The sequence below is a fragment of the Rhizobium sp. IY2 genome (genome assembly GCF_047532935.1).
GTDB classification, from domain to species: domain Bacteria; phylum Pseudomonadota; class Alphaproteobacteria; order Rhizobiales; family Rhizobiaceae; genus Rhizobium; species Rhizobium anhuiense.
The window spans coordinates 35536-60253 of the sequence record NZ_JBLKNU010000014.1; the positions used below are offsets into that span (position 1 = coordinate 35536).

The 24718-nt window shown below is 62.3% G+C and carries 20 protein-coding genes; 8 read left to right on the top strand and 12 right to left on the bottom strand.

Annotated elements, in window-relative coordinates; all coding sequences use genetic code 11:
• Window positions 1–28 precede the first annotated feature (28 nt).
• The 6 genes from ACMUVN_RS30000 (at window position 29) to ACMUVN_RS30025 (ending at window position 7756) form a co-directional block, all read left to right on the top strand.
• Window positions 29–988, top strand: coding sequence for a carbohydrate ABC transporter permease (locus ACMUVN_RS30000; protein ID WP_132575074.1), 960 nt, complete (start codon window positions 29–31; stop codon window positions 986–988).
• Window positions 985–1875: a carbohydrate ABC transporter permease gene (locus ACMUVN_RS30005; RefSeq protein WP_132575072.1), complete on the top strand. Its 891-nt coding sequence runs from the start codon at window positions 985–987 to the stop codon at window positions 1873–1875. The genes ACMUVN_RS30000 and ACMUVN_RS30005 overlap by 4 nt, the downstream gene beginning before the upstream one ends.
• Before the next feature lie 10 nt (window positions 1876–1885).
• Window positions 1886–2983 (top strand): ABC transporter ATP-binding protein, encoded by a 1098-nt coding sequence (locus ACMUVN_RS30010; protein ID WP_047619671.1) that lies wholly within the window; start codon window positions 1886–1888, stop codon window positions 2981–2983.
• 33 nt (window positions 2984–3016) lie between these two features.
• Window positions 3017–4180 (top strand): mandelate racemase/muconate lactonizing enzyme family protein, encoded by a 1164-nt coding sequence (locus ACMUVN_RS30015; RefSeq protein ID WP_132575070.1) that lies wholly within the window; start codon window positions 3017–3019, stop codon window positions 4178–4180.
• A 21-nt stretch (window positions 4181–4201) separates the two neighbouring features.
• A complete protein-coding gene (locus tag ACMUVN_RS30020) occupies window positions 4202–4951 on the top strand; it encodes a ribonuclease activity regulator RraA (RefSeq protein WP_414815868.1) in 750 nt (249 codons plus the stop codon).
• A 264-nt stretch (window positions 4952–5215) separates the two neighbouring features.
• The gene (locus ACMUVN_RS30025; RefSeq protein WP_414815869.1) at window positions 5216–7756 is read left to right on the top strand and encodes a methyl-accepting chemotaxis protein; all 2541 of its coding nucleotides are present in this window, start codon (window positions 5216–5218) and stop codon (window positions 7754–7756) included.
• Between the two features lie 160 nt (window positions 7757–7916).
• Here ACMUVN_RS30025 and ACMUVN_RS30030 read toward each other — a convergent pair whose 3' ends face one another.
• Window positions 7917–9242 carry an NAD(P)/FAD-dependent oxidoreductase gene (locus tag ACMUVN_RS30030; RefSeq protein WP_097545000.1) on the bottom strand — a complete coding sequence of 442 codons (1326 nt, stop codon included), beginning with the start codon at window positions 9240–9242 and terminating at the stop codon, window positions 7917–7919.
• Between the two features lie 332 nt (window positions 9243–9574).
• Between ACMUVN_RS30030 and ACMUVN_RS30035 the strand changes: the two genes are divergently transcribed.
• Entirely contained in the window at window positions 9575–10051 is a 477-nt protein-coding gene (locus ACMUVN_RS30035; RefSeq protein ID WP_047619615.1) for an Lrp/AsnC family transcriptional regulator, read from the top strand.
• 373 nt (window positions 10052–10424) lie between these two features.
• On the opposite strand, the gene ACMUVN_RS30040 is transcribed toward ACMUVN_RS30035, so the two are convergent.
• From ACMUVN_RS30040 to ACMUVN_RS30090, 11 genes are all read right to left on the bottom strand, one after another.
• Window positions 10425–12080: an ABC transporter ATP-binding protein gene (locus ACMUVN_RS30040; protein WP_047619617.1), complete on the bottom strand. Its 1656-nt coding sequence runs from the start codon at window positions 12078–12080 to the stop codon at window positions 10425–10427.
• Window positions 12077–12943, bottom strand: a complete 867-nt coding sequence (locus tag ACMUVN_RS30045; RefSeq protein WP_048338745.1) for an ABC transporter permease — start codon at window positions 12941–12943, stop codon at window positions 12077–12079. The genes ACMUVN_RS30040 and ACMUVN_RS30045 overlap by 4 nt, the downstream gene beginning before the upstream one ends.
• Window positions 12940–13890: an ABC transporter permease gene (locus tag ACMUVN_RS30050; RefSeq protein ID WP_047619621.1), complete on the bottom strand. Its 951-nt coding sequence runs from the start codon at window positions 13888–13890 to the stop codon at window positions 12940–12942. Before ACMUVN_RS30050 ends, ACMUVN_RS30045 begins: the two co-directional genes overlap by 4 nt.
• A 78-nt stretch (window positions 13891–13968) precedes the next feature.
• The gene (locus tag ACMUVN_RS30055; RefSeq protein ID WP_132575062.1) at window positions 13969–15579 is read right to left on the bottom strand and encodes an ABC transporter substrate-binding protein; all 1611 of its coding nucleotides are present in this window, start codon (window positions 15577–15579) and stop codon (window positions 13969–13971) included.
• 63 nt (window positions 15580–15642) lie between these two features.
• Window positions 15643–16356: an HAD-IA family hydrolase gene (locus ACMUVN_RS30060; RefSeq protein WP_063473483.1), complete on the bottom strand. Its 714-nt coding sequence runs from the start codon at window positions 16354–16356 to the stop codon at window positions 15643–15645.
• A 222-nt stretch (window positions 16357–16578) separates the two neighbouring features.
• Window positions 16579–17955 (bottom strand): aspartate aminotransferase family protein, encoded by a 1377-nt coding sequence (locus tag ACMUVN_RS30065; RefSeq protein WP_132575060.1) that lies wholly within the window; start codon window positions 17953–17955, stop codon window positions 16579–16581.
• A gap of 13 nt (window positions 17956–17968) precedes the next feature.
• A complete protein-coding gene (locus ACMUVN_RS30070; protein WP_132575058.1) occupies window positions 17969–18805 on the bottom strand; it encodes a GNAT family N-acetyltransferase in 837 nt (278 codons plus the stop codon).
• Window positions 18806–18960: 155 nt separating this feature from the next.
• Window positions 18961–20241 carry a 3-oxo-tetronate kinase gene (gene otnK, locus ACMUVN_RS30075; protein ID WP_132575056.1) on the bottom strand — a complete coding sequence of 427 codons (1281 nt, stop codon included), beginning with the start codon at window positions 20239–20241 and terminating at the stop codon, window positions 18961–18963.
• 3 nt (window positions 20242–20244) lie between these two features.
• Window positions 20245–21021 (bottom strand): 2-oxo-tetronate isomerase, encoded by a 777-nt coding sequence (gene otnI / locus ACMUVN_RS30080; protein WP_132575054.1) that lies wholly within the window; start codon window positions 21019–21021, stop codon window positions 20245–20247.
• Between the two features lie 14 nt (window positions 21022–21035).
• Window positions 21036–21980: an L-threonate dehydrogenase gene (ltnD, locus tag ACMUVN_RS30085; RefSeq protein ID WP_132575052.1), complete on the bottom strand. Its 945-nt coding sequence runs from the start codon at window positions 21978–21980 to the stop codon at window positions 21036–21038.
• A gap of 168 nt (window positions 21981–22148) precedes the next feature.
• Window positions 22149–23465 carry an MFS transporter gene (locus ACMUVN_RS30090; RefSeq protein WP_097596126.1) on the bottom strand — a complete coding sequence of 439 codons (1317 nt, stop codon included), beginning with the start codon at window positions 23463–23465 and terminating at the stop codon, window positions 22149–22151.
• 241 nt (window positions 23466–23706) lie between these two features.
• Between ACMUVN_RS30090 and ACMUVN_RS30095 the strand changes: the two genes are divergently transcribed.
• Entirely contained in the window at window positions 23707–24705 is a 999-nt protein-coding gene (locus ACMUVN_RS30095; RefSeq protein ID WP_063473489.1) for a LacI family DNA-binding transcriptional regulator, read from the top strand.
• Window positions 24706–24718: the final 13 nt, after the last annotated feature.

Sequence of the window (24718 nt, forward strand, 5' to 3'; positions counted from 1 at the left end):
TTGTTCCCAAGAATAAGGGCACGCTACAGTGACGATCTTGATCGGCAAGGCAGAGGCTCGCCGAAGACTTCAACCCAATAGGTCCGGCATCCTGCGAAAGATTTGGGAGCATCGCGCTGACTACGCGTACGTGCTTCCTGCAATCGCCGTGATGCTCATCGTCATAGCCTATCCGATCTACTACACGATCGAGCTGTCGTTCTTCAATACACCGCCCGGCCTGCAGCTCCGCGACAAGATTTTTATCGGCTTCGACAATTACACTGCCATCCTCACAAGTCCGGTGTTCTGGAAGGTCACCTCCAACACTCTAATCTGGACACTGGGATCCACCTTCATCGCATTTGTCCTGGGGTTTGCCTGCGCCCTGGCGCTCCATCGGGATTTTGTCGGCCGCGGCATCCTGCGCGCCATCCTGATCATTCCCTGGGTCATCAGCGCGGTCGCCGCGTCCTATATCTGGAAGTGGATCTACCATTCGGACTTCGGGATCATCGGCGCGGTGCTGGTCGGCCTCGGATGGGCCGATCGGCCGCCGAATTTCATCGACAGCGTCAGCACGGTGCTGCCCTCGCTGATCGTCGTCAATATCTGGCGGGAGTTTCCGTTTGCCATGATCATGATGATGGCTGGCCTGCAGACGGTTCCCGACCAGTTGCTGCGCGCCGCAAAGGTCGACGGAGCCAATGCATGGCAGCGATTCTGGCACGTCACTTTTCCGCACTTGAGAAACGTCTCGACGGTGACGATCCTTCTGCTGGCCGTGGCCAACTTCAATTCTTTCATCATCCCCTGGATCATGACCGGCGGCGGGCCGTCGAACGCATCGCATATCTGGATCACCCACATCTATGAGCTCGCCTTCGGACGTCAGCGCTGGGGGGTGGCATCAGCCTATTCGGTGCTGCTGTTCCTGATCCTGATGTCGCTCGGCTACTTCTATGTCCGGGCGCTGAGCGGCAATGAGCAGAAGGACGCGAGCCAATGAGCAGAATTGCGCAGACTGCTCGTCAAGGCCAGGCGCGTCGCCATAGGCGCTTCGATGGGTGGCGGTGGGGCGGACGCATCTTCCTGGTGTTCATGCTGCTTTACACCGCATTGCCAATGATCTGGATGCTGATTACCTCGATCAAGTCCGGCTTCGCGGCCATGCAATTCCCGCCACAGTGGTGGCCGGACCAGCCCACGCTGGCAAGCTACCAGAAGCTGCTCGACCCGCAAAACAGCGTCGGCCAGGACTTCCTGCGTTTCTTCTGGAACAGCCTTTTCGTCTCCATGGCTACGACCATCCTTTCGGTGATCGTGGCGGTTCCTGCGGCCTATGCGTTTTCGCGCTTCACCTTCCCGGGCCGGAACTTTCTGTTCTTCGCCGTCCTGCTTCGCAACATGTTCCCCGCGGTGATCTTTCTCGTACCGCTCTTCATCCTGATGCGGGCGATCGGGCTGGTGAACACGCATGGGTCGCTCGTTCTCACCTACCTCACATTCGGCCTGCCGCTGGCAATCTGGCTCCTCAAGGGCTTCTACGACAACATCCCGGTGCAGCTCGAGCAGGCGGCGCGCATCGATGGAGCGACGCGGTTCCAGGCCTTTCTCCTGATCGTGATGCCGCTCTCGGCGCCGGGAATCATCGCCACGGCGATCTACTCCTTCATCGGCGCTTGGAACGAGTACATCTACGCCTACACGTTCCTCTCCAAGAACGAGCAGTTGACCTTGCCGGTCGGCATCCAGCGCTTCTTCTCCGAAAATACGACGGACTTTCCGGGCCTGATGGCCGCCAGCTTCATGATGAGCGTGCCCGTCGTGGTGCTGTTCCTCGTCCTGCAACGATACTTCGTACGCGCCCTCACGGAAGGTGCAGTCAAGCACTAGGGAGTTGCCGGTGGCCCACGTGGTCCTCAAAGATCTTGTCAAGACCTATGGCAGCTTCAAAGCTGTCAACGACGTTTCGCTGACGGTCAACGACGGCGAATTCGTTGCGCTCGTCGGCCCTTCAGGCTGCGGCAAAACAACCACGCTCAATCTTGTAGCGGGGCTGATCCCCATCACATCGGGCGACATCGTCATCGGCGACCGGGTGGTCAATGACCTGGACCCCAAGGACCGGGACATCGCAATGGTGTTCCAGAACTACGCGCTCTATCCGCAAAAATCGGTCTATAAAAATCTGGCGTTCCCGCTGCAGATGCGCAAACTGCCAAGGGACGAGATCGACAGGAAGGTCAAGGAAGCAGCGCGAGTGCTCGACATGACGCAGCTGCTCGAGCGCAAGCCGCGCGAACTTTCGGGCGGACAACAGCAGCGCGTGGCCCTGGGCCGCGCTCTCGTTCGCGATCCGGCGGTATTCCTGATGGATGAACCACTCTCCAACCTCGATGCAAAGCTGCGCGTGCAGATGCGGTCGGAGATCAAGCGCTTCCATCAGGACCTCAAGGCAACGATCATTTATGTGACGCACGACCAACTCGAAGCCGTGACCATGGCGGACAGGATGGCGGTGATGAACGGCGGCTACCTGCAGCAATACGATTCACCGGCGCAGGTCTTTGCCCATCCGGTGAACATGTTCGTCGCCAGCTTCGTCGGCAGCCCGGCGATGAGCCTTGTTCCGCTGGAGGCATCCACGGTGGGCGGCAATACTGTGTTGACCAGCGCGGAGGGCTGGAGCCTCGAGCTCTCGCCACACAATGCCCAGAAGGTCGCGAGGGCGACCACCAAGAAGGTCGTGCTCGGCGCACGTCACTCGACGATCAAACTGCACAAGAGTGCAGTGCCTGGAAGCATACCCGCCAAGGCCTACACGGTGGAGCCAACGGGAGACGTCACCTTCGTACAAGCGTTCCTGTCCGGCGCAATCGTCAACGTCAGCGTGCCGCCGACCATTGCCGTCGCGCCGGACGAAATGATTTGGCTCGAGTTCGACCAGGAGCGAATGCATTTGTTCGACGGCGAAACAGAAATGGCCCTCAAGGCCCACTGAGACAGAGTCGATACGTCCGGAATGAGGGTGTGGATGACCACGAAGCTTAAAATCACCGCTATCAAGCCCTATCCAGTATGGGTGGGAACACGCAACCAGATGCTCGTCAAGGTCGAGACCGACGAGGGCGTCTTCGGATGGGGCGAGAGCGGCTTGAGCGGTCGCGAGAAGGCCGTGGTTGGCGCGATCGAGCACTATCGGGAGTTTCTCATCGGCCGCGATCCGATGCAGATTGGTCGGATCTGGCAAGAAGCCTATCGCAGCCAATATTTCGAAGGCGGGCGCGTTCTGCAGGCGGCGATTTCCGCCATCGACATCGCCCTTCACGACATCAAGGGCAAGGCGCTGGGGGTGCCGGCCTACGAACTGCTGGGCGGCAAGCAGCGCGACCGAATTCCTACCTTCGCCTCGACCGGTGACGAGGCTGAGGGCGTCGTTGCGATCGAACGAGCCCGCGAACTACGCGCACAGGGGTGGCAGGCGATCCGCTTCTTTCCCATCGGGCAAAACAGCAAGGACATCTTCGAGCCGCGCGAATCGATCGGCGTTACCGCAACGATGCTGAACAAGGCGCGCGAGGCGCTGGGCGACGACGTCGTCCTCGGCATCGACTATCACCACCGGTTGTCGGTGGCAGAGGCGGCGAGCTTCTGCAACAAACTCGGCCGTGGCGTGCTTGATTTCCTCGAGGAGCCGATACGGGACGAGACACCGGAGGCCTACGAATCCCTGCGCACGATGACCGACATCCCGTTCGCCATCGGCGAGGAATTTGCCAGCAAGTGGCAGTTCCTGCCCTACATCGAGCGCGGCATCCATCAGTTCAACCGGCTCGATGTTTGCAATGTTGGCGGGCTCACCGAAGCGATGAAGGTGGCTGGCTGGAGCGAGGCGCATTATGTGGACCTGATGCCGCACAATCCTCTTGGCCCAGTCTGCACGGCCGCGACCATCCATCTCGCCGCCGCGGTGCCGAATTTCGCTTGGCTTGAGACCAGGGTGCCCGAAACAAAGCTGGGCTTCGACAATTCCGACTTCTTCCCCGTGCAGCCACGGCTCGACGGACCTGACTATCCGGTCAGCGATCTGCCGGGGCTCGGCGTCGAGGTCAACGAAGAGGCGGTCAAGGCGGAGAGCTTTCGTTTCTGGGAAGCGCCTCACCTGAAGCGCCGCGACGGTTCGGTTACGAACTGGTAGTTTCATCCAGCGGAGATTGAAATGACGCATACTCCCGACATTACCCGTCCGCCCAAAGAGCTGATCGACGCACTGAAGGAAATCGGCGCCGCGACGGTTGCCGGCACGCTTGGCCACATGGGTTTCCGCAATCCGCACATGGTGGGTCCCGTGGCGCAGAACCACGGGAAGTCGATCGTCGGGCCGGCGCTGACGCTCCAGTTCATGCCGCAGCGGCCGGATCTCTTCACCGAGGGAGAATATGCCGATCCGGAGACGCAGTTGCACCGGCACGTGCTCTATCACGCGCAGGAGGGCGATGTGGTCGTGGTCGACGCGCGCGGCGACATGAGTTCGGGGGTCTTTGGCGATATGATGTCGACCTATTTCAAAGGCAGGGGCGGCGCTGGCATCGTAATCGACGGGTGCATGCGCGATCGGCCCAATGTCGAGAAGCTAGATCTCCCCCTATGGCTGCGTGGCTGGACTCCCAACTACCATGTGCAGACCAGCATCTATCCCAATGCCGTCAACGTTCCGATTGCCTGCGGCGGTGTCACGGTAATCCCCGGCGACATCATCGTCGCCGACGATGACGGGGTGGTGGTGCTTCCCGTCGCAATGGCCTCGAAGGTAATCGAAGAGTCGCAAAAGCATCACGATTGGGAGGAGTTCTCACGCGTGAAGCTCATGGAGGGAGGGTCGTTGCAGCGCTACTATCCTCTGCATGACGATGCCCGCGGAGAATACGAAGAGTGGCGCAGAACAAATCGCTTGGAGAACCGGAGTTAGCCTAACCTCTTCAAGGGTGGCGTGAGCGACGGCGGGTTCCGGCGGCAATGCAAGCCCGATGGCCATCGGCTGAGCGGCAAGACGGGAGCGCGGAAAATGCGCCCTCGTCGGCATATCGCAGGCTTCGATTAAACTCGACACCATTGACCATTTTTTTAACAGTTGTGACTACGGTGATGGCCTGGCGCGATCAACGACTGCTGCAGGCCAAGGGGAGGGGTCGCGCCGGAGAATGAGCCAATTTCCTGGGGCGGGGGCTAGTTTATGGCGCTGATTGATCGACTGTTGCAGCGTATGCGGATCGTGACCAAAGTCCTCTTCTTCGTGGTGCCTCTGGTCATCCTCATCGCCGGCATCGGTCTTTTCGGTTATTTCACCGCCGGTACGCTCAATGGCCAGATGACCCTGACCCGGCAGACGATCGAAACCCTTTCCAGTTTTCAACAGCTGCGATCCTCTCTGGCGGCCTTTACCGATCTCCCGATATCGGCCACGCGCGAACGATTGATCGCCAGCATCTCCGATCAGCAGAAGGGAGCGGCGACGCTTGATGCCATGTTGATCGATCCGGCGCAGAAGCAGCAGATTGCTGCCGTGCGCGAACTCGGGGCTAAGATGCAGGGCGGCGCCGATGCGCTTTGGGCCGTGTCACAGGAGCGTGTAAATACCGAACAGGCGATCGACGACGCGGTGGCCGGGCTGTTCAAGGAAAGCCAGACGGCGCGCAAACAGCTCGACGTTCTCCAGGATCAGGCGAATGGCAAGGAGACCTTCGTCCGGGCGCTTCTTCTCGATGCTTCAGTCTACAAGAATCTCGCGCAACGCATTGCAAAGTTGCGCAAGGCGACCGCGCAGGCCACCGCCCCCGCGGATATCACCGGCGCTCTCGGCAGCCTCCTGCCGCCGCTCGTCAAGGAGGCCGGCGGCAGCGCCGCGCTCGCCTCCGACAAGGCCAAAAGCCAGCTTGTCGCGCTGAAGCCGGTATTGGACAAGCTCGCCGCGATAGCCAAGGACAGCGCCAGCCTTACGCTCGACAGCTACGCGCCTGTCGACCAGGAACTGCAGGGCTTCGAGGAGAAGTTTGGAAAGCTTGCCTCTGGGAATGCGGATACTGCGATCGAGCGCTTTGTCGGCATGGATGCGAGCATCGCCACCCTTCGCTCGATGGTGGCGATCGTCAATACCGCATTCAAATCGATTGACGACCTGCGCCTGCACTTAAGCGAACTGAACAGGCGAGTCGATGCCGAGGCGCGGGATGCCGTTCTCGCCGATCTCAAGGCGCTGCGTGAAAGCGCTGCACAGCTCGTACCCTTGAGCGGGAAAAACGCCGCCTTGCAGGATCTTGCCAAGAAGATCGAGCCGTCCCTTGCCTCGATCGAAAAGGATAGTTCGCTTCTGATATCGATCGCCGACCGGTGGCGCGCGGACAAGGAGGCGGCGACCGCACTGGTGGCCGATGCGAGCCACACGCTCGAGCAGTTCGTCAGCACGGCACAGGAGAGCGGCAAGGAAATCAGCCAGCGTTCGGCGACAATGTCGCTTGCGGCAATGATTGCAGGCACGGTGCTTGCGATCATCGGCGGCCTCATGCTGATCGAAACGCTGCGCGGGCCGCTGAAGCGGATCACCCAGACGATGATGAGACTTGCCGACGGCGATCTGAACATCTCCATCGGTGACGGCAAGCGCGGCGACGAGATCGGCGACATGATCCGGTCCGTGACTGTCTTCCGCGACCAGGCGCTGGAGAAGACCAGGCTGGAAGAGCTTGCCGAAGCAAACAGGGCGCGGGACGAATTGGAGCAGGGCCGCCGCGCCGCCGAACAGGCGCGCATCGAGGCGGAACAGAGCGAGGCTTTGAACGCTCTGTCCGATATGCTCGGCAAGCTCGCCAATGGCAATCTCGCCGCAGAGATGAGCGAGGATCTGGCCGCCGATTATGTAGCCATGGCCCGCACCTACAATCACGCCATCGACGCGTTGCGCCTGACGGTCGCCGAGGTTCGCAACTCGACCTACGAGATCGCCGAGGGCAGCACCAATCTTTCCGGCGCCGCCGACGATCTGGCCCGCCGCACGGAACAGCAGGCGGCCTCCCTCGAGGAGAGTTCGCGGGTGCTCGGCGAACTCACAGCCAGCGTGCGGACGACAGCCGAAAACGCGCGCCAGACGTCGCTTTCGGTCGCCGAGGCGCACCGCCAGGCGGAGCATTCCGCGGCCGTCGTCGCCAAGGCCGTCGATGCCATGGGCGCTATCAACCGGTCCTCCGAAAAAGTCAGCAGCATCATCGGCGTGATTGACGAGATCGCCTTCCAGACCAATCTCCTCGCCCTCAATGCCGGCGTCGAGGCGGCACGCGCAGGAGAGGCCGGCAGAGGCTTTGCCGTGGTTGCTCAGGAAGTGCGCGAGCTTGCTCAGCGTTGCGCCAAGGCTGCCCGCGAGATCAAGGATCTCATCTCCACCAGCGCATCGCAGGTCGGCGCGGGCGTCACGCTCGTCGAGGAGACCGGCCAGGCGCTGTCGGCCATCATGGAACACTTCACCTCGATCAACGGGCTGGTGCAGGTCATCTCAGCTTCCACGACCACGCAATACAAGGGCATCGACGAGGTCAACAACGCCGTTCGTGATGTCGAGCACATTACCCAGCACAATGCTGCGATGGTGGAGGAAAACACCGCGGAGATTCACCGGCTTCGGCAACAGGTCGAAGTCTTGAACGAAAGAATTTCGCACTTTCAGACTGCCGATGGCGGGAGGGCGTCGCCCGCAGTCCGCCGGCCGATGTCGCTGGTCTCGTGAGGGATGACTTCGGGAATCTCGCCGGAGGTGATTGCCCAAGCGTAACGCGTGCCTGCCATCGCCGCTTTCAGGCCAATGGTTATGGTTCCTGTATATGCTGCGATCCGGACAGGGATGATTTCTGCCACCGCCGAGGTCCGAGCCGGGGTGGCCGAGCCGTTTAGAAATCGGCCACTTTGCCCCAGGCGGATCCCCCGAAGCGGTCGGGATGGTAGGGCCTGGGATCGACGATCGGCTCGTCGCCTGTGACGATATCGGCAATCAGATGGCCGGCGCCCGGCCCGATGCCGAAGCCGTGGCCGCTGAAGCCCGCAGCAAGGATGAAGCCGGGCAAGCTGGCGATCTCGCCGATCCCCGGCACGCCGTCCGGCGTGCTGTCGATATAGCCCGCCCAGGACGCTGCGATCTTGGTCTCCTTCAAAGCAGGCAGAAGCTCAAGCGCCCGTGCATGCGTCAGCGCAACGGTCGCCTCGTCGACCAGCGGATCGAGGATGCGCATGCGCTCCATCGGCGTCGGTCTGTCGAGCCGCCAGCGTGCCAGAGATTCGTGACCCGAGCGAAAGCCCTCCAACCCGCCTGGTTTGAGACTGCGCCAGCGCCGGGCGAACATCGGCAGGAACTGCCGCGCGAAGAGGAACTGCTGTGGCGTCGGATCGACGCGGGCGCGGCCGCTGATCGCCAGCGTATGGCCGCCATCGCGGCGTCGCGTCACCGACACCGCTGATGTATGCAGGGCATCCGGCAGGCCGCTAGCGCCCGGGGATACGGAGAGGATCGAGGAGCGTATCGAGGCTTGCGGAAATCGAATGCCGAGTTGGCGGCAGAAGGAGGAGGCCCAAGCGCCGCCGGCCAGGATCGCGATTTTCGTCCGGATCGTGCCATGCTCCGTGACGACGCCGGAAAGCCTGCCGCCTTCGACGTCGAGGCCGCGGGCCGCACAGGACTGATGCACCGTGCCGCCGAGTTTCAGGATCGCACGCGCGACGGCCGGCGCAGCACTCGCCGGATCGGCCGTGCCGTCGGTCGGCGAAAACACTCCGCCTTTCCATGAGACGCCGGTGGCACGCCCGCGTTCGCTCGCCTCGGCGCTGCTCAGCATGTGCGTTGTGACGCCGACCGAGCGGGCGAAATCGCGCCAGCGTGCCCAGCCGGACAGTTCCTCGTCGTTATTGCTCAGATAGAAGAGGCCGCAGCGACGGAAGCCCGTCTCCTCCCCGGTCTCAGTGGCGAAGCGCTCCCACAGGTCGAGGCTCTTGGTCGACATCGGCAATTCTCGGGCGTCGCGGTTCTGCTGGCGGCACCAGCCCCAGTTGCGGCTCGATTGTTCGGCGCCGATAAGGCCCTTCTCGACGAGGGCGACCTTCAATCCCCGCCGGGCGAGATAATAGGCCGCGAAAACGCCGACGATGCCGCCGCCGATCACCACCGCATCGGCAGCAGCGGGCAGTTCCGGCGTGGTGTCGACGCGATTGAGCGGTGCGGGCATGGGATGGTCTCCACTTCAGGCATTAGAGCGCCGCGCTTCTTTTCAGACGCGCAAAGGACGCTCTATCACCTGGATCTGCGCATAATCTTTTCCGAAATTCGGAATCGATTTTCGGGGTTATGCGCTAGTCTAGCGGATCCGCCGCCACGCCTTTGCCGGAGATCAGCCGGCGGCAGCAGAAGATTCCGTCTTGTGGGGAGACCTGCAGCCGTTTGTGCTTCGGCCCGTCCCGCAACATGGTCGACAGCTCTTCCCTATGTGTTAAGGTCGGTGTTGAAAGTCGCGGCATAATCTGCTGCGTCGTTGGCGATCTCAAGCAGCGAAGGCGTGCGATGAAACTCGACCGGATCGACGTAAAAATTCTCTACGAGCTGCAGAAGAATGGCCGCGTCACCAATGTGGAGCTCGCCGAACTGGTCAATCTGTCGCCGAGCCCCTGCCTGATGCGGGTGAAGAAGCTGCAGTCGGAAGGCTATATCGAAGGCTATTCGGCCCAGATCAACGTCAGCAAACTGGGGCAGACGCTGACTGTTTTCACCGAGATCACCCTGAAGAACCACCGGCAGATCGACTTTGCCCGCTTCCTGGCGGCGATCGAGAAGGTCGATCAGGTGATCGAATGCCATCTGGTTTCAGGCGGCTACGATTATCTCTTGAAATTCGTCACCGCCGGGATCGACGAATACCAGACGATCATGGAGCGCCTCACCGACATGGACGTCGGCATCGACAAATATTTCAGCTTCGTCGTGCTGAAGTCACCGATCATCAAGGCCCACATGCCGCTCACCACCTTGTTTCCGCTTTAGCCGGCGAGAAGGACCGCGGCGGAGCTACGCTCCTGAATGACGACTGCATGTTCTGTGGTTCGCAAACTCCCCTTGGCCGAGTATCCCAACGCAATCTTTCAGGGTTCCGGACCGACCTCACACAACTGCATCATCTATCCGATCCATCGGTCCTGCGCAGCTACCGAGTCTCTCTGTCGCAGGTTGTTCTCCCCATAATGGAAAGCTTCATACTGGTTGGAAGGACTTGCGACAGAATTTCGGGCTTGTTTTCCAAAGCCATATTCGCTGCCACTTGCAGATCTCGTGCCTTGGAGCCCAGGCGTTTCAACACGACCTGACCGGGTGGGCGCTGGATCTGGCCGGCACCGTCCTCTCGAAGCAGAATCGGCGCTCAGTGCCGGCAATAGGCACGCACCAGTTCCGGATCCTGCTGAAGGCCGTCGAGCCAGGCCGGATCGAGTGTCGGCACCGATGAGAAGAGCAGTTGCGAATAGGGATGTTGCGGCGCGTTCACTGTCGAGGACGTGATTTGCTCGACCTTCCGGCCTCCATACATCACGACGATCTCGTCGCAGATCGCCTCCACCACCGAGAGATCGTGGCTGATGAAGATGTAGGAAAGGCCGAGTTCGCGCTGCAACTCCTTGAGCAGGTCGATGACCGCGGCGGCGACCACCGTGTCGAGCGCCGAGGTGATCTCGTCGCAGAGGATCAGCTTCGGATCGGCGGCGAGCGCCCGGGCGAAGTTGACGCGCTGCTTCTGCCCGCCCGAAAGTTCTCCCGGCCGGCGATGGCGCAGATTGCGGGGCAGGCGCACCATGTCGAGCAATTGATCGATGCGGGCATGTCGCGCTTGTCGATCCATGCGGTGGTAAAAGACCAGCGGCCGGGCAAGGATGTCCTCCACCGATTTTGCCGGGTTAAGGGCGGTGTCGGCATATTGGAAGACGATCTGCATCTCGCGCAACTGATCGCGCGAGCGCTCGCGGGCGTTGCGGCGCAACTCCGTGCCGTCGAAGACGATCTTGCCGACCGCGGCCGGCAGGATGCCGGCGATGGTGCGGGCGAGCGTCGACTTGCCGCAACCGGATTCTCCGATGATGCCGAGATTGCGGCCTTTCTCCACCTTCAAGCTCACATGCTCGACCGCACGAACAAGCGGGAGGCCATCGGCCTGGCGCTGCCCGTAGCCCGCGACGAGATCTTCGATCTTCAGAAGCGGCGCCGTCTCGCGCTCGATGGGGGCTGCTGCGGCGCGCAGTTTCGGTTCGAAGGCTGCGAGCAGCTCTCTGGTATAGGGGTGCTTCGCATGGTTGAGGATCTCTTCGGTGGTGCCTGTTTCCTGGGTCTCCCCGCCCTTCAAGACCACGATGCGGTCGGCGATCTGGGCGACGACGGCAAGGTCGTGCGAGACGTAGACGCCCGATATGCCGCCCTTTTTCATCACCGATTTGAACGCGCGCAGCACTTCGATCTGGGTGGTCACGTCGAGCGCCGTCGTCGGCTCGTCGAAGATGACGAGGGTCGGATCGCCGATCAGCGCCATGGCGGCGGCCAGACGCTGCAACTGGCCGCCGGAAACCTGGTGCGGATAACGGCTGCCGATCGTCTCGGGTTCCGGCAGCGACAGCGCCCGGAAGAGCTCGACGGCCCGGGCACGCGCCTCGTCCGGTGACATAAGCTGATGAATACGCGTGACTTCGATCACCTGATCCATGATCGTCGTGGCCGGGTTGAAGGCGGCGGCGGCCGATTGCGGGACGTAGGCGACTTCGGTGCCGCGCACCTTGGCGCGCTGCTTTTCGCTGAGCCTGACCATATCCTTGCCGCCGACCGAAACGCTGCCGCCGGAGATGCGACAGCCCGCGCGGGTATGGCCCATCAGGGTCAGCGCGATGGTTGTCTTGCCCGAGCCGCTCTCGCCGATCAGCGCGACGATCTCACCCTCGGCAACGTCGAGGCTGACACCCTTGATGATCTCGACGCGCCGGCCGGAATCGGTGGTGGCCTCGACTTTCAGGTCACGGATTTCGATGAAATTGCTCATGACGCACTCCGGTCGCGGATCTTCTGCGGCAGGTTGTCGATCAGCAGGTTGATGCTGATCGTCAGGCTGGCGATGGCAAGCGAGGGAAACATCACCGCCGGCGCACCGAAGGGCAGGCCGCCGATGTTTTCGCGCACGAGAGCGCCCCAATCGGCATAGGGCGGCTGGACGCCGAGGCCGAGGAAGGAAAGCCCGGAGAGCAGCAGAACGATGAAGACGAAGCGGATGCCGAGATCGGCAAGCACCGGCCCGACAATGTTGGGCAGGATTTCGGAGCGAATGAGATAGAGGGTGCTTTCGCCGCGGATGCGCGCGACGGTGATGAAATCCATCGCATTGATGTTGACGGCGAGCGCCCGCGCGAAGCGGTAGGCGCCGGGGATGTAGATCACCGACAGCGTCAGGATCAGAACCGGGACCGAAGAGCCGACGGCAGCAACGACCACCAGGCCGAACAGCTTGCTCGGAATGGAATTGAGGGCGTCGAGGAAGCGGCTGAGGATCGTGTCGAGCCAGCCGCCGGCGACCGCTGCGATCATGCCGAGCACCACGCCGCTGAAACAGGCGATCGTGACCGCCGCCAGCGAGATGCCGACCGTATAACGCGCGCCCATCAGGATCCGCGAGAGCATGTCGCGGCCGAGATAATCGGAGCCGAGCCAGAGTTCCCGGCTCATCGGGCCGAAATAGTCGAGATCGACGATCTCGCCGACGGGGTAGGGGATGATCCAAGGCGCGAAGATCGCGACGAGCGCCCAGGAAAGGATCACGGTCAGGCCGATCGCGCCGACGATGTTGAAGCGATAGCCAAGCCGGGTTCCGGACAGCCGGTCGGACGTGGTCTCGGAGCTGGTCATTGTCATCGGAGCCTCGGGTTGGAAAGGATGGCGATGATATCGGCGATGGTGATCAAGAGCAGATAGCCAAGGCAGAAGATCATCGCGCAGCTTTGGATCAGCGGCAGGTCGCGGGTGGCTACGCCATCCAGCATCAGCTTGGCGATGCCGGGATAATTGAAAATGGTCTCGACGATGATGACGCCTCCAAGCAGATAGGACAGCGAAAGGGCGACGGCATTGACGATCGGGCCGAGCGCATTCGGCAATGCATGGCGAAAGACGATGCGCGGCCGCGAAGCGCCCTTGAGCAGGGCCATCTCGACATAGGGCGTGGCGAGCGTCTCGATCACAGCGGCGCGGGTCATGCGGATCATCTGGGCTGAGACGACGAAGGTCAGCGTGATCACCGGCATGGCATAGACGCGCAAGATGTCGCTCAGGCTATGGACCTCATTGGCCAGGGAGAGCGCCGGCAGCCATTTCAGATAGACGGCGAAGATCAGCGCGGCGGAGGTCGCGACCATGAACTCCGGCACGGAGATGACGCCGATCGTGATCACCGTGACGACCCGGTCGTAAACCGTACCGCGCAGCATGGCGGAGGTAATCCCGAGCGTGAGCGCGATCGGCACGGAGAAGAGCGCGGTGACGCCGGCAAGTTTCAGCGTGTTGACGAAGCGGCCGGCAATGAGCGCAGTAACCGGCATTTCGTTGGCGTAGGACGTGCCGAGATCGCCTTGCAGCAACCCGACGACCCAGCGCAGGAAGCGGAAGAGGGCCGGCTCGTCGAGATGCATGGCCTTGCGCAGGCCTTCGACGGCTTCCGGCGTGGCGGCCTGACCGAGCAGGATGGTCGCTGTATCTCCGGGCAGCAGCGTTGTCGCGAAGAAGACGGCGAAGGAGACGATCACCAGGGTGATCAGGGCGATGAGCAATCGGCTCAGCACCAGGGACAAGACCTGGTTGTTCACGGACGCCTCCTTGTTGCGTTTCGAGTTCAGTTCCGGAAGAACCGGGGCTTGGGCTGCAGCCCCGGTTCCTTCATTTTATCAGGCTTCGAGCCAGACGTATTCCGCGAAGGCGTATCCCATCTGGCCGCCGAGCGGGTTGGGCTCCAGACCCTTGAGCTTGGCGGCGGTGGCATCGACGTTCGAGAGATAGGCCGGGATGATCGTGCCGGCTTCGTTGGCAATCATCACCTGCATCTCGTCGTAGATCGCCCGGCGCTTCTCCTGGTCGAGCGAGCCTCGCGCTTCGATCAGCATCTTGTCGAACTTCTCCGACTTGTACTGGCTCTCGTTCCAGGGGGCCTGAGAGGAGTAGAGCAGCGAGAACAGGATGTCCGGCGTCGGACGAGGATTGATATTGCCGAAGTGGATCGGCGCCTTGAGCCAGTAATTGTCCCAGTAGCCGTCGGAGGGAACGCGCTGGACATCGAGCTTCAGTCCGATCTCGGCGCCTGAAGCCTGAATGATCATCGCCATGTCGATCGAGGAGTTGGCCGCCTCGGAAGCGATCACCGGAATGGACTGACCAAGGACGCCGGCCTTGTCGAAATGGAACTTCGCCTTGTCGGGATCGAAGGCCCGCGGCTTCAGGTCGGCATTGCGGTAGAAGTTGGCGGGGGAGACCGGCTGGTCGTTGCCGACTTCACCGAGGCCGCGCAGCACCGACTTGACGATCTGCTCGCGGTTGACGAGGTACTTCATGCCCTCGACGAAGTCGCGCTTGCTGCCGGGATCCATGTCCAGCCGCATATTGAGGTTGGTATAGTTGCCCGAGGTGGTTTTCGACAGGAAGAAGCCCTCTCCCTGGGCCTCGACGAGCCGCATAGAACGCGGATTGATCGACGCTGCAAGGTGGATGTCGCCCGACAGCAGCGCGTTGACGCGGGCATTGTCGTCGCTGATCGCGAAATATTCGAAGGAATCGACGTTCGGGCCGGATTTCCAGTAGTTCTTGTTCTTGATCCCGACCGAGCGAACGCCCGGCTCGAACACTTCCTTGACAAAAGCGCCGGTGCCGTTGGCCTTGGTGAAATCGGTCGTGCCGTCGGAAACGATCATGAAGTGATGCATCGACAGGATGGTCGGCAGGTCGGCATTCGGATCTGCAAGGGTGATCTCGACGGTCTGTTTGTCCACGACCTTGAAGCCTGTCATCTGGGCGGCGATCTTGGCGACCTTCGAGCCGACGGAGGGGTCGAGATGACGCTTCAGCGAGAAGACCACGTCGTCGGCGGTCAGCGGCTTGCCGTCGTGGAAGGTGACGCCCTTCTTCAGCTTGACCGTCCAGGTCTTCGCATCCTTGGATTCGATCGCTTCAGCAAGCTCCATCTGCGGCGTGCCTGATTTGTCGAGGAAAGTCAGGCGGTTATAGAAGGAGCAGCACCGGACATAGTCGGTGGAGAGCGACGCCTTGGCGGGGTCGAGCGTATCGGCCGTGGAGGACGACCAGCCGGCCGCCTTGAGCGCGCCGCCGGAAACGGGCGTGGCGGCGAGTGCCTTGCCGGCGCGGCCAAGCACGAGCCCGCCGGCTGACATGGCCACGCCGCCCGCGAGCATCATATGCAGCAGCTCGCGGCGGGTCGCGCCACGACGGATGGCGGTCTCGATCATGGCGTCGTCGGATCTGGTCCAATTGGTGATCTTGTCGTTCATCTCATTCCCCTTTTCTTGTGTGGCGGGCTGCCCGTTGCGGGCAGGCCCGATCTGCTTTCAAAGTTAGGCGCGCGCGGCGGCCACGGCATCGGCAAGGCCTGCCATGGACGTGAAATGGTAATCGGGTTTGGTGAACTCGGCCGGCTCGATCGTGCCGCCATAACCCTTCTCGGCATGGCGCCGCTCGATCCAGCAATTGGTCAGCCCGAGTTTCCGGGAAATCCCGATATCGTGGTACTGGCTCTGGGCGACATGCAGGATGTCGTCCTTCGAATGTCCTTCCGAGGCGACGTAGGCGAATACCTTCTCGAAGAATTCGGGATCGGGTTTCTCGGTCCCCGTATCATCCGCGGTGAAGGCGGCATAAAAAGGATTGCCGAGTTCCTTCTCGAAGAAATCGAATGCCCAGCGCCGGGCGTTGGTCATCGCCACGAGGCGATAATCCTTCGAAAGTTTTGCCAGCGCAGCGGCGCTGTCTGCGAAACCTTTCCAGCCCTTGGCCGAGTCCCGCAGCCGTTCGCCGTATTTCTTGTCGGCGGGCAGGCCGAGCTTCGGCGCGATCGCGAGGTAGACGCGCACGAGGTCGTCGGGAAAGAGGTCGGCATTCTCGGAGTAGCGGGCCGCGCGGTAGAGGCTGAGCGCCTGCTCGCCGTCGACTGCGCCTCCCACCTCAGCCGCAATCTCGGCGAAGCAGGTCTTGAGACCGCCTTCGAAGTCGATGAGCGTGCCGACGACGTCGAAGGTCATATATTTGAATTCCGGAAGGCTCTTGCTCACGTGAATTCCCCAGTGTTCGGCTCCGGTGGGAGCGCGGCTTGTCGAAGAAGAATATTCTGTTCCCGTCGGCGGGATCGTTGTCCCGCTCTTGTGTCGAAGGCCCGTATTGCCGGGATCCGGGCCTTTCGTTGATTTCAGTGTGTCACCTGCACCGCGCCGGATTCTCCGAAAAGGCGTCATGAGGCGGCAGAAAATACCGAATCTGACCGTTTCGCGATATTCTCAGGCCTGCAGCGCCCGGCGCACATCCGGGTCCTCCAGCGTCTCGTCCAGCGTGATGCGGGTGCGCTCGACGATCGCGTCTATCTCCGTTTCGGTGCAGCAGAGCGGCGGCGCATAACCCAGCACGCCATTGCCGAAGGCGCGAATGACGAGGCCGTTCTCCCAGGCGCGGTCGAAGATGCGGCGGGCGGGTTCGGCGGATGCCGGCAACGGTGTCTTGTTCACCTTGTCGACCACCAGTTCGACGGCCGCCAGCATGCCGCGGCCGCGGACGTCGCCGACGAGCGGATGGTCCCTCAGCGACTCCAGGCCCTGCATCAGCCGTGCGCCGGCCCGGACGCCGTTTTCGAGAAGGCCGTTTTCGTAAAGCTTCAGGACTTCGAGCCCGACCGCGGCGCTGACGGGATGGGCCGAATAAGTGTAGCCGTGGCCGACGGCGGCAGCGCCCGCGCCCTCGGCAATCGTTTCATAGACGTGATCGGACATGAAGACGGCGCCCATGGGGACGTAGCCGGAGGTGAGGCCCTTGGCGGTCGTCATGAAATCGGGGACTATCCCATCCTCGCTGCAGGCAAAAAGCGGGCCGGTGCGGCCAAAGCCGGTGATCACCTCGTCCGCCACGAACAGGATGTCGTGCTGGCGGCAGAATTCGCGCATGGCCTTCATCCAGCCTTTCGGCGGCACCAGCACGCCGCCCGAGCCCTGGATCGGCTCGACATAGAAGGCGGCGACGCGGTCCGGCCCGATTGCCTCGACCTTGTTTCTCAGCGCGGCAAGCGAGGCGTCGATGATTGCCTGCGGACTGTCGCTCGCCGGGTTGCGATAGGCGTAGTGAGACGGAATTTTATGCTGCCAGTCGAAGGGAAGGCCGAAGCCGGCATGGAAGGCGGGCAGCGCGGTCAAACCCGCGCCGACCGTCGAGGAGCCGTGATAGCCCTGTTCGACTGAGATGAACTGATCGCGCTGAGGCTGTCCTCGGGCATTCCAGTAGTAGCGGATGAAGCGGACCGTGCTGTCCACCGCATCGGAGCCGCCGAGCGTGAAATAGACGTGGTTGAGATCGCCCGGCGCGCGGTCGGCGAGTTCGCCGGCAAGCCGGATCGCGGGCTCGGAGCCGAGGCCGAAATAGGCCGTCGCATAGGGAAGCTCGCGCATCTGCCGGGCCGCCGCCTCGACGATGCTTTCGTGGCCGTAACCGGCATTGACGCACCAGAGGCCGGCGAAGCCGTCGATCAGCTGCTTGCCCGATGCGTCGGTGACCGTGGCGCCTTTGGCCGAGGCCAGCACGCGCACGCCAAGCTTTTCATGGCCGCGATAGGAAGCGACCGGATGAATGAGGTGGGCGCGATCGAGTTCGATGAGGGAATTGCTGTACATGAAGATCTCCGGATCAGCCGAGTGCCTGGCTGGCGAGGGCAAAGGTGGTGGCGGTCGGATTGGCGGCGGCGTCGGCCAACGGCTGTCTCATCGTGATGCCGCCGCCGACATGGACGAGCCCCTGTTCGGCAAGCCATGGGGAGAGCCCGGTCTCGTCAGTGGTGTCGACCCTGAGGAACCGTCCGGGCCGCCTGGCGATGAAATGTTCGATGAGTGTCTTGGCTTTGCTAAGGTCGGCGGCCACCACGGGTCCGATCACTTCGCCGCGGCCGAAAGGACGCAGGCAGGCGAAGCCGGAAATGCGGCTGTCGCTGCGAATGACGGCGAATTCGCCGATCCCGGCGAAATAAGAGAGCAGTCCTTCTCGATCGGCGCCGAAGGCCAGGCGATCGAGTGTCGCGATGGCAGGGAGATCGGCGGCGGTGGCTGCTTCCGTTTCCGCCGGGGCAGCGATTTCTCCGGCAAGGCCTTGGTGCTGAAGCACGGTTCCCGTCTCGCGGAAGCCAAGCTTCTGGTAAAGCGGCAGGCCTGCCGTCGTCGCCACCAGCCTCAGCGGTCGGCCACCGGCGGTCAGCAGTGCGGCGTCCATCAGTCTGCGGCCGAGGCCTCGACCGCGCATCGTCTCGTCGACGATGACCATGTTAATAGTTGCACAATCGCCCTTGTATGGCGTGACGAGCACGGTGCCGACGACCTTGCCGTCCTCGATCGCCACCATCCCCTCGCTCAGGGCGAGCGCCAGCTGCCAGTCTTCCGTCCGGTGCGGCCAGCCCGCCTGTCGGGAAAGCGCGACGGCGGCTTCCAGATGGTCGGGGCCGAATGGGACGATTTCGATCTGACTTGCTTGCATGGGGGCGTCCTTCATGTCGTGCCCGCCAGTCTGCCGGAGCGCCGGCGGGCAGATCGTCTGAAGGCCATGGTTCAAGCAGTATCTTATGGCTTTGCTGCCATGGACCACCGCATCTTATGCTAGAGCCGATCGATATTCATCGACCCCAGATCCTGTCAGCGCATCATCGCCAGCGCTGCCGTAAAGAAATCTTCGCCTCCGAAGTTTCCTGATTTCAACGCCAGAAGCATATCGCCCTGGGCATTGCCGACCGTGCGCAACACCGGCACGCCGGGCGCAATCTCCGGGCCGATCAGAAATGCCGGAATGGCGAGCCTATCGACCGCGGCCCCTGAGGTTTCACCGCCTGCGATCACAAGGCGCCGCACGCCTCTCTGCACCAGTTCGGCTGTGATGATCGAGGTCGCGGTCTCGATCGCGTGGCCGGAGGCTTCTCGTCCATAGAGCGATTGCAGCCGGGACACGGTCTCCGGCTCGGCACTTGCGGCGATCACCACAGGACCGGCGGAGATTCTGTCTCCGGCCCAGGAAATCGCCGTGGCGATCTCATCCGGGCCGGCAAGCAGCCGCTCCGGATCGAGCCGCAGCACGGGCATCGACCGTTCGGCGACGTCGAGTTGGCGCAGCGTCGCCTTGGAACAACTGCCGGCAACGATCGCGGACAGCCCGCCGACGGGGCGAATGGCGTCCGCCGTCGTTGCACCGCCGGAGGATATCCGGCCGGAGCGGACGAGGGCGCGGGCAAGGCCGAGGCCGAGGCCGGACGCACCTGTCGATACCGGTGTTTCCAATGCGATCTCGCCGAGCGTTTCAAGATCCCGTTCGAAAATCGCATCGGCGATGGCGATGGTGACGCCTGCCGTGCGTAGGGCATCGAGCTTCGCCTTGACGGCATCAGGCCCGGCCGCGATGGCGGTGAGATCGACCAGTCCGACGGCGTTGCGCGATTGCCGGGCGAGCACCCGCACGAGATTGGCGTCATGCATCGGATTGAGGGGATGGTCCTTGAGCGGGCTTTCGTTCAGCGGCTGGCTGCCGACGAAGAGATGGCCAAGATAGACGGTGCGTCCCGTTTCCGGAAAGGCAGGCGTCACCAGCACGGAGCCGCCGCCGGCCGCCTCGCTCAACGCCTCGGTGACCGGACCGATATTGCCGGCATCGGTGGAATCGAAGGTCGAACAGATCTTGTAAAGCACATGGCCGGCGCCCCGCTGGCGTAGCCATCGCTCGGCGCGGGTCGCGGCCGTCACGGCGTCCGGGGCGGGGACGGAGCGGATTTTCAGGGAAACGACCACGGCGTCGACATCCGGCAACGCGAGTGTCGGATCGGGGATGCCGACCGTCTGCACCGTGCGCAGGCCGTTCTTCGTCAGCGTGTTGGCGAGGTCGGAGGCGCCGGTATAGTCGTCGGCGATTGATCCGAGCAAAATAGCCATCGTCTAGCTCCGTGCAAAAGGTTTGAACCAGCCAAGACCGTCCAGCGTGTGGCCGCGTGGGATATATTCGCAGCCGATGAAGCCGCCATATCCCAGGCGGTCGATTTCGCCGAACAGATAGGGATAATTCAGTTCCTCCCCGTCCGGTTCGTTGCGGGACGGCACGCTGGCGATCTGGATATGGCCGGTGATCGACAGCAGGCGTCGCAACGCCATGACGACGTCGCCATGGATGATCTGCCGGTGATAGATGTCGAACTGGAGTTTCAGGTTTGGCAGGCCGGATTCGGCAATCAGCCGCTCGGCCGCGCCGAAGTCGTTGAGGAAATATCCCGGCATGTTTCGCCCGTTGATCGGCTCGAGCAGCAGATCGATGCCCTTTTCCGCAAGCCGCTCGGCAGCATAGGTGACGGAGCGCCGGTAAGAGGAAGAGGCGTCTTGGTCATGAGGGTCGGCGATGCCGGCCATCAAGTGCAATCGCTTGACACCCGTCGCCGCCGCATAGTCCAGTGCCCGCTCGACATCGGCTTTCAGCGCATCAAAGCGTCCGGGAAGAGCCGCGATGCCACGCTCGCCGGCTGCCCAGTCGCCCGGCGGCAGGTTGAACAGGGCCTGCTGCAGATTGTTGCGGGCAAGCCGCTCGGCGATTGCCTCCGGCGGGGCTTCGTAGGGGAAGAGATATTCGACGGAGGTAAAGCCGGCATCGGCTGCGGCGTCGAAGCGGTCGAGAAACGCCCATTCGTTGAACATCATCGTCAGGTTGGCGGCGAAAACCGGCATGTCTCGTGTTCCCTCTACAGGCTCTGCGGCTCTTTGGCGGAGCCGGGCAATTCTGCGCCGGAAAGCTGGGCATAGAGTCGCGCCAGCGAGGAATCGTCGTCGCGGCCCATGCCCGCTCCAGCGGCGGCCAGATACATCTGCAAGGCCGCTGCCGCGAGCGGTACCGGGTAGCGCTCGGAGCGGGCCATGTCCTGGACGATACCGAGATCCTTGACGAAAATCTCGATGCTGCTCAGCGGAGTATAGTCTCCGGCCAGCACATGCGGCACGCGGTTTTCGAACATCCATGAATTGCCGGCCGAAGCCGTGATCACCTCATAGACTTTGTCGAGGTCGAGGCCCTGCTTGGCGGCGAAGGTAATGGCCTCGCAGGCGGCGGCGATGTGCACGCCGGCGAGAAGCTGGTTGATCATCTTGAAGGCAGCACCTTTTCCGGCCGCATCGCCTAGCTCGTAGACCTTGGCGGCCATGGCCTCGAGTCCGGGGCGCGCCGTGTCGAAGGCCTGTCTGGAGCCGGAAGCCATGATCGTCAGCGCGCCCTGCGCCGCCTTGGCGGCGCCGCCCGAAATCGGCGCGTCGAGATAATGCAGGCCGAGAGCCTCCACCCTTTGCGCCAGGTTGCGTGCAATGGCGGGATCCATGGTGGCCGACGAGATGAAGACCGCACCGGCCTTCATCGCATGCGCGACACCTTCTGGCCCGAACAGTACGGACTCGGTCTGCGCGCCGTTGACGACCACGGAGACGACAATGTCGGCGCCCTTTGCCGCATCGGCAGGGGTCGCCGCGCCGCGCCCGCCCTCGGCGATGAAGCGGTCCACCGCCGCCGGCGTGATGTCATATCCAATGACGTCGAGACCTGCGCGCTTCATCGACCGGGCCATTCCGAGCCCCATGGAACCAAGACCGATGACGGCTGCGACAACGGCGGAGCCCGGGTTTTCAGCAAGCGGTGACATGAGGAGGTTCTCCATCTCCTGAGGAAGGTCTGTGCCCTCCGGGTAGCGTCCCGGAGGGGCTCTAGAGCGCCGTGCGTCTACAAGACGCGCTAAGGACGCTCTAACATTTTGAATTTGCGCATAATCCTTTCCGAAAATCGATTCCGATTTTCGGGGTTATGCGCGAGTTCAGCGATTGACGGTTTTCGCCGGAACCGTCAACACGGCCAGTGAGCCAATGACCAGCGCGGCCGCCAGCAGATACATGCCGGCGCTGTTGGTGCCGGTGAAGTCCTTGAGATAGCCGACCAGAAACGGCCCGAGAAACCCGGCGAGGTTGCCGACCGAATTGATCCAGGCAATGCCGGCCGCAGCGCCGGTGCCGGCAAGAAAAGCTGTCGGAAGCGACCAGAAGAGCGGCGCGCAGCTGATCGCGCCCGCTGCCGCCAGCGAGAGGCAGACAATCGACACCGTCGTGCTCGTCGCCATGGTCGCCGCGACAAAACCACCGGCGGCAATCAGAGCCGGGACGACGAGGTGCCAGCGGCGTTCACGCAGCCTGTCGGCGGAACGTCCGAGCGCCAGCATCGCGACGAATGTGCAGATATAGGGGATCGCCGAAATCAGGCCAATATTCAGGTTTCCGCTGACGCCCGAGGCCTTGACGATGGTCGGCATCCAGAAATTCAGCCCATATTGCCCGAGCACGAAGCAGAAATAGATCAGGCACATCAGCCAGACGCGACGGTCGGTCAGCGTTGCACCGATGCTGTGCGGGCTTGCCGTCTTGCCCCGGTTCTCCGCCTCGATATTGGCCGTCAGCACGCGCTTTTCCTCATCGTTCAGCCATTTCGCGCCCTGGATCGTATCATCAAGATAGAAGAACGTCGCGACACCGAAAAGAATGGCCGGAATGGCTTCGATCAGGAACATCCACTGCCAGCCGGAAAGACCATGCGTGCCGTGAAAGCTGTCCATCAGGAGACCCGAAAGCGGATTGCCGAAAATGGCGGATATCGGGATCGCCGACATGAAGGTGGTGATAATCCTGGCGCGGCGGTGGGCCGGATACCACGCGGTCAGATAAAGAATGATGCCGGGGAAAAATCCGGCTTCGGCCACGCCCAGCAGGAAACGAAGGACATAGAAGACGGTTTCCGACGAGGTGAACATGAAGGCGGCTGATATGATGCCCCAGGTGACCATGATGCGGGCGATCCACACCCGCGCGCCGACCTTGTTCATGATGATGTTGCTCGGCACTTCAAACAGAAAATAGCCGATGAAGAAAATGCCTGCACCGATGCCGTAGGCGGCTTCCGAAAGGCCGAGTTCACTCGACATTTGCAGCTTGGCGAAGCCGACATTGACGCGGTCGAGATAGGCGACCACGTAGCACAGCATCAAAAAGGGTACGATGCGCCAGAAGACCTTGCCATAGGCACGGTCTTCCGCGGCTTCAGCGGTATATTCGCCAGCGATTGGCGCCTGCGTCTGCAGCGTCATGATTTTCTCCTCCGATTGTTGCCGCGGTCCCTGTCGATCCTCCCGCGGCACGCCGAGCCATTTTTGGCAGCGCTGCCATTTTCATTAATCCATTTTGGCAGCGCTGCCAACAGCAAATTGGTAGCGCTGCCAAAAAAACCTTGCTTCTTGGCGGGAGCAGTGAAAAATGGGGACAACGCGGTGGTCGCGCCGGACGGTCAGGCCCGGGCAACCATCCTAAAAGCCGGGTTCAAACGTAACGATGGAATTCAAACATCAGGCGACGGTCACGCTTGCCGAAGTCGCGGAGGCGGCCGGTGTCGGCGAGAGCACGGTGTCGCGCGTGCTGCGCAACCATGGTTCGTTTTCCGGCAAGACGCGGGAGCGGGTGATGGCCGCCGTCGAGCGGCTGGGTTATGTGCCGAACCGGATCGCCGGAACGCTCGCCTCCACCGGGTCGCGTCTTGTCGCCTTCGTCATTCCGTCGCTCTCCAACATCGTCTTTCCCGATGTGCTGCGCGGCGCCAGCGCCGTTCTGGAGGAGAACCGGTACCAGGCGGTTTTCTCCGTGACCGATTATGATCCGGGCAAGGAGGAGGCGCTCGCCGCCGCGATGCTTGCCTGGCGGCCGGCGGCGGTCATGCTGGCGGGATACGAGCACACCGAGGGCACGGTGAAGATGCTGCGCGCCAGCGGCTGCCGGATCGTGGAACTGCTCGATCTGGATGGCGATGCTCTCGATATCGCCGTCGGCTTCTCGAACCGCGCGGCCGGGCGGGAGAGTGCGGCCTTCCTGCTGAAGCGGGGTTACCGCCGGATCGGCTATGTCGGTCACGACCTCAACCGCGATACCCGTGCCGGCAAGCGGTTTTCCAGCTTTTGCGAGACGCTCGATGCGCATGACGCACCGCTCGTCGCCCGTGAAATTCTTGCCGGCGCCTCGTCCGTGGAAAACGGCAGGCTGGGATTGGAGCGGCTGCTTGCCCGGACGACCGATCTCGATGCGGTTTATTTCTCCAACGACGACATGGCGCTGGGTGGTTATTTTCACTGTCTGGCTCAAGGGATCGCGATCCCCTCGACGCTCGCCATTTTCGGCTATAACGGCCTCGATATCGGCCGGGTAACACCGCAACCACTGTCGACCATCCGAACGCCGCGCGTGGCGACGGGACAGATAGCCGCCCAGATGGTCGTCGCCAACGCGCCGCCGCAGGCCGTCGATCTCGGCTTTGAACTGATCGAAGGGGCAACTGCGTAATATTGGAGGAACT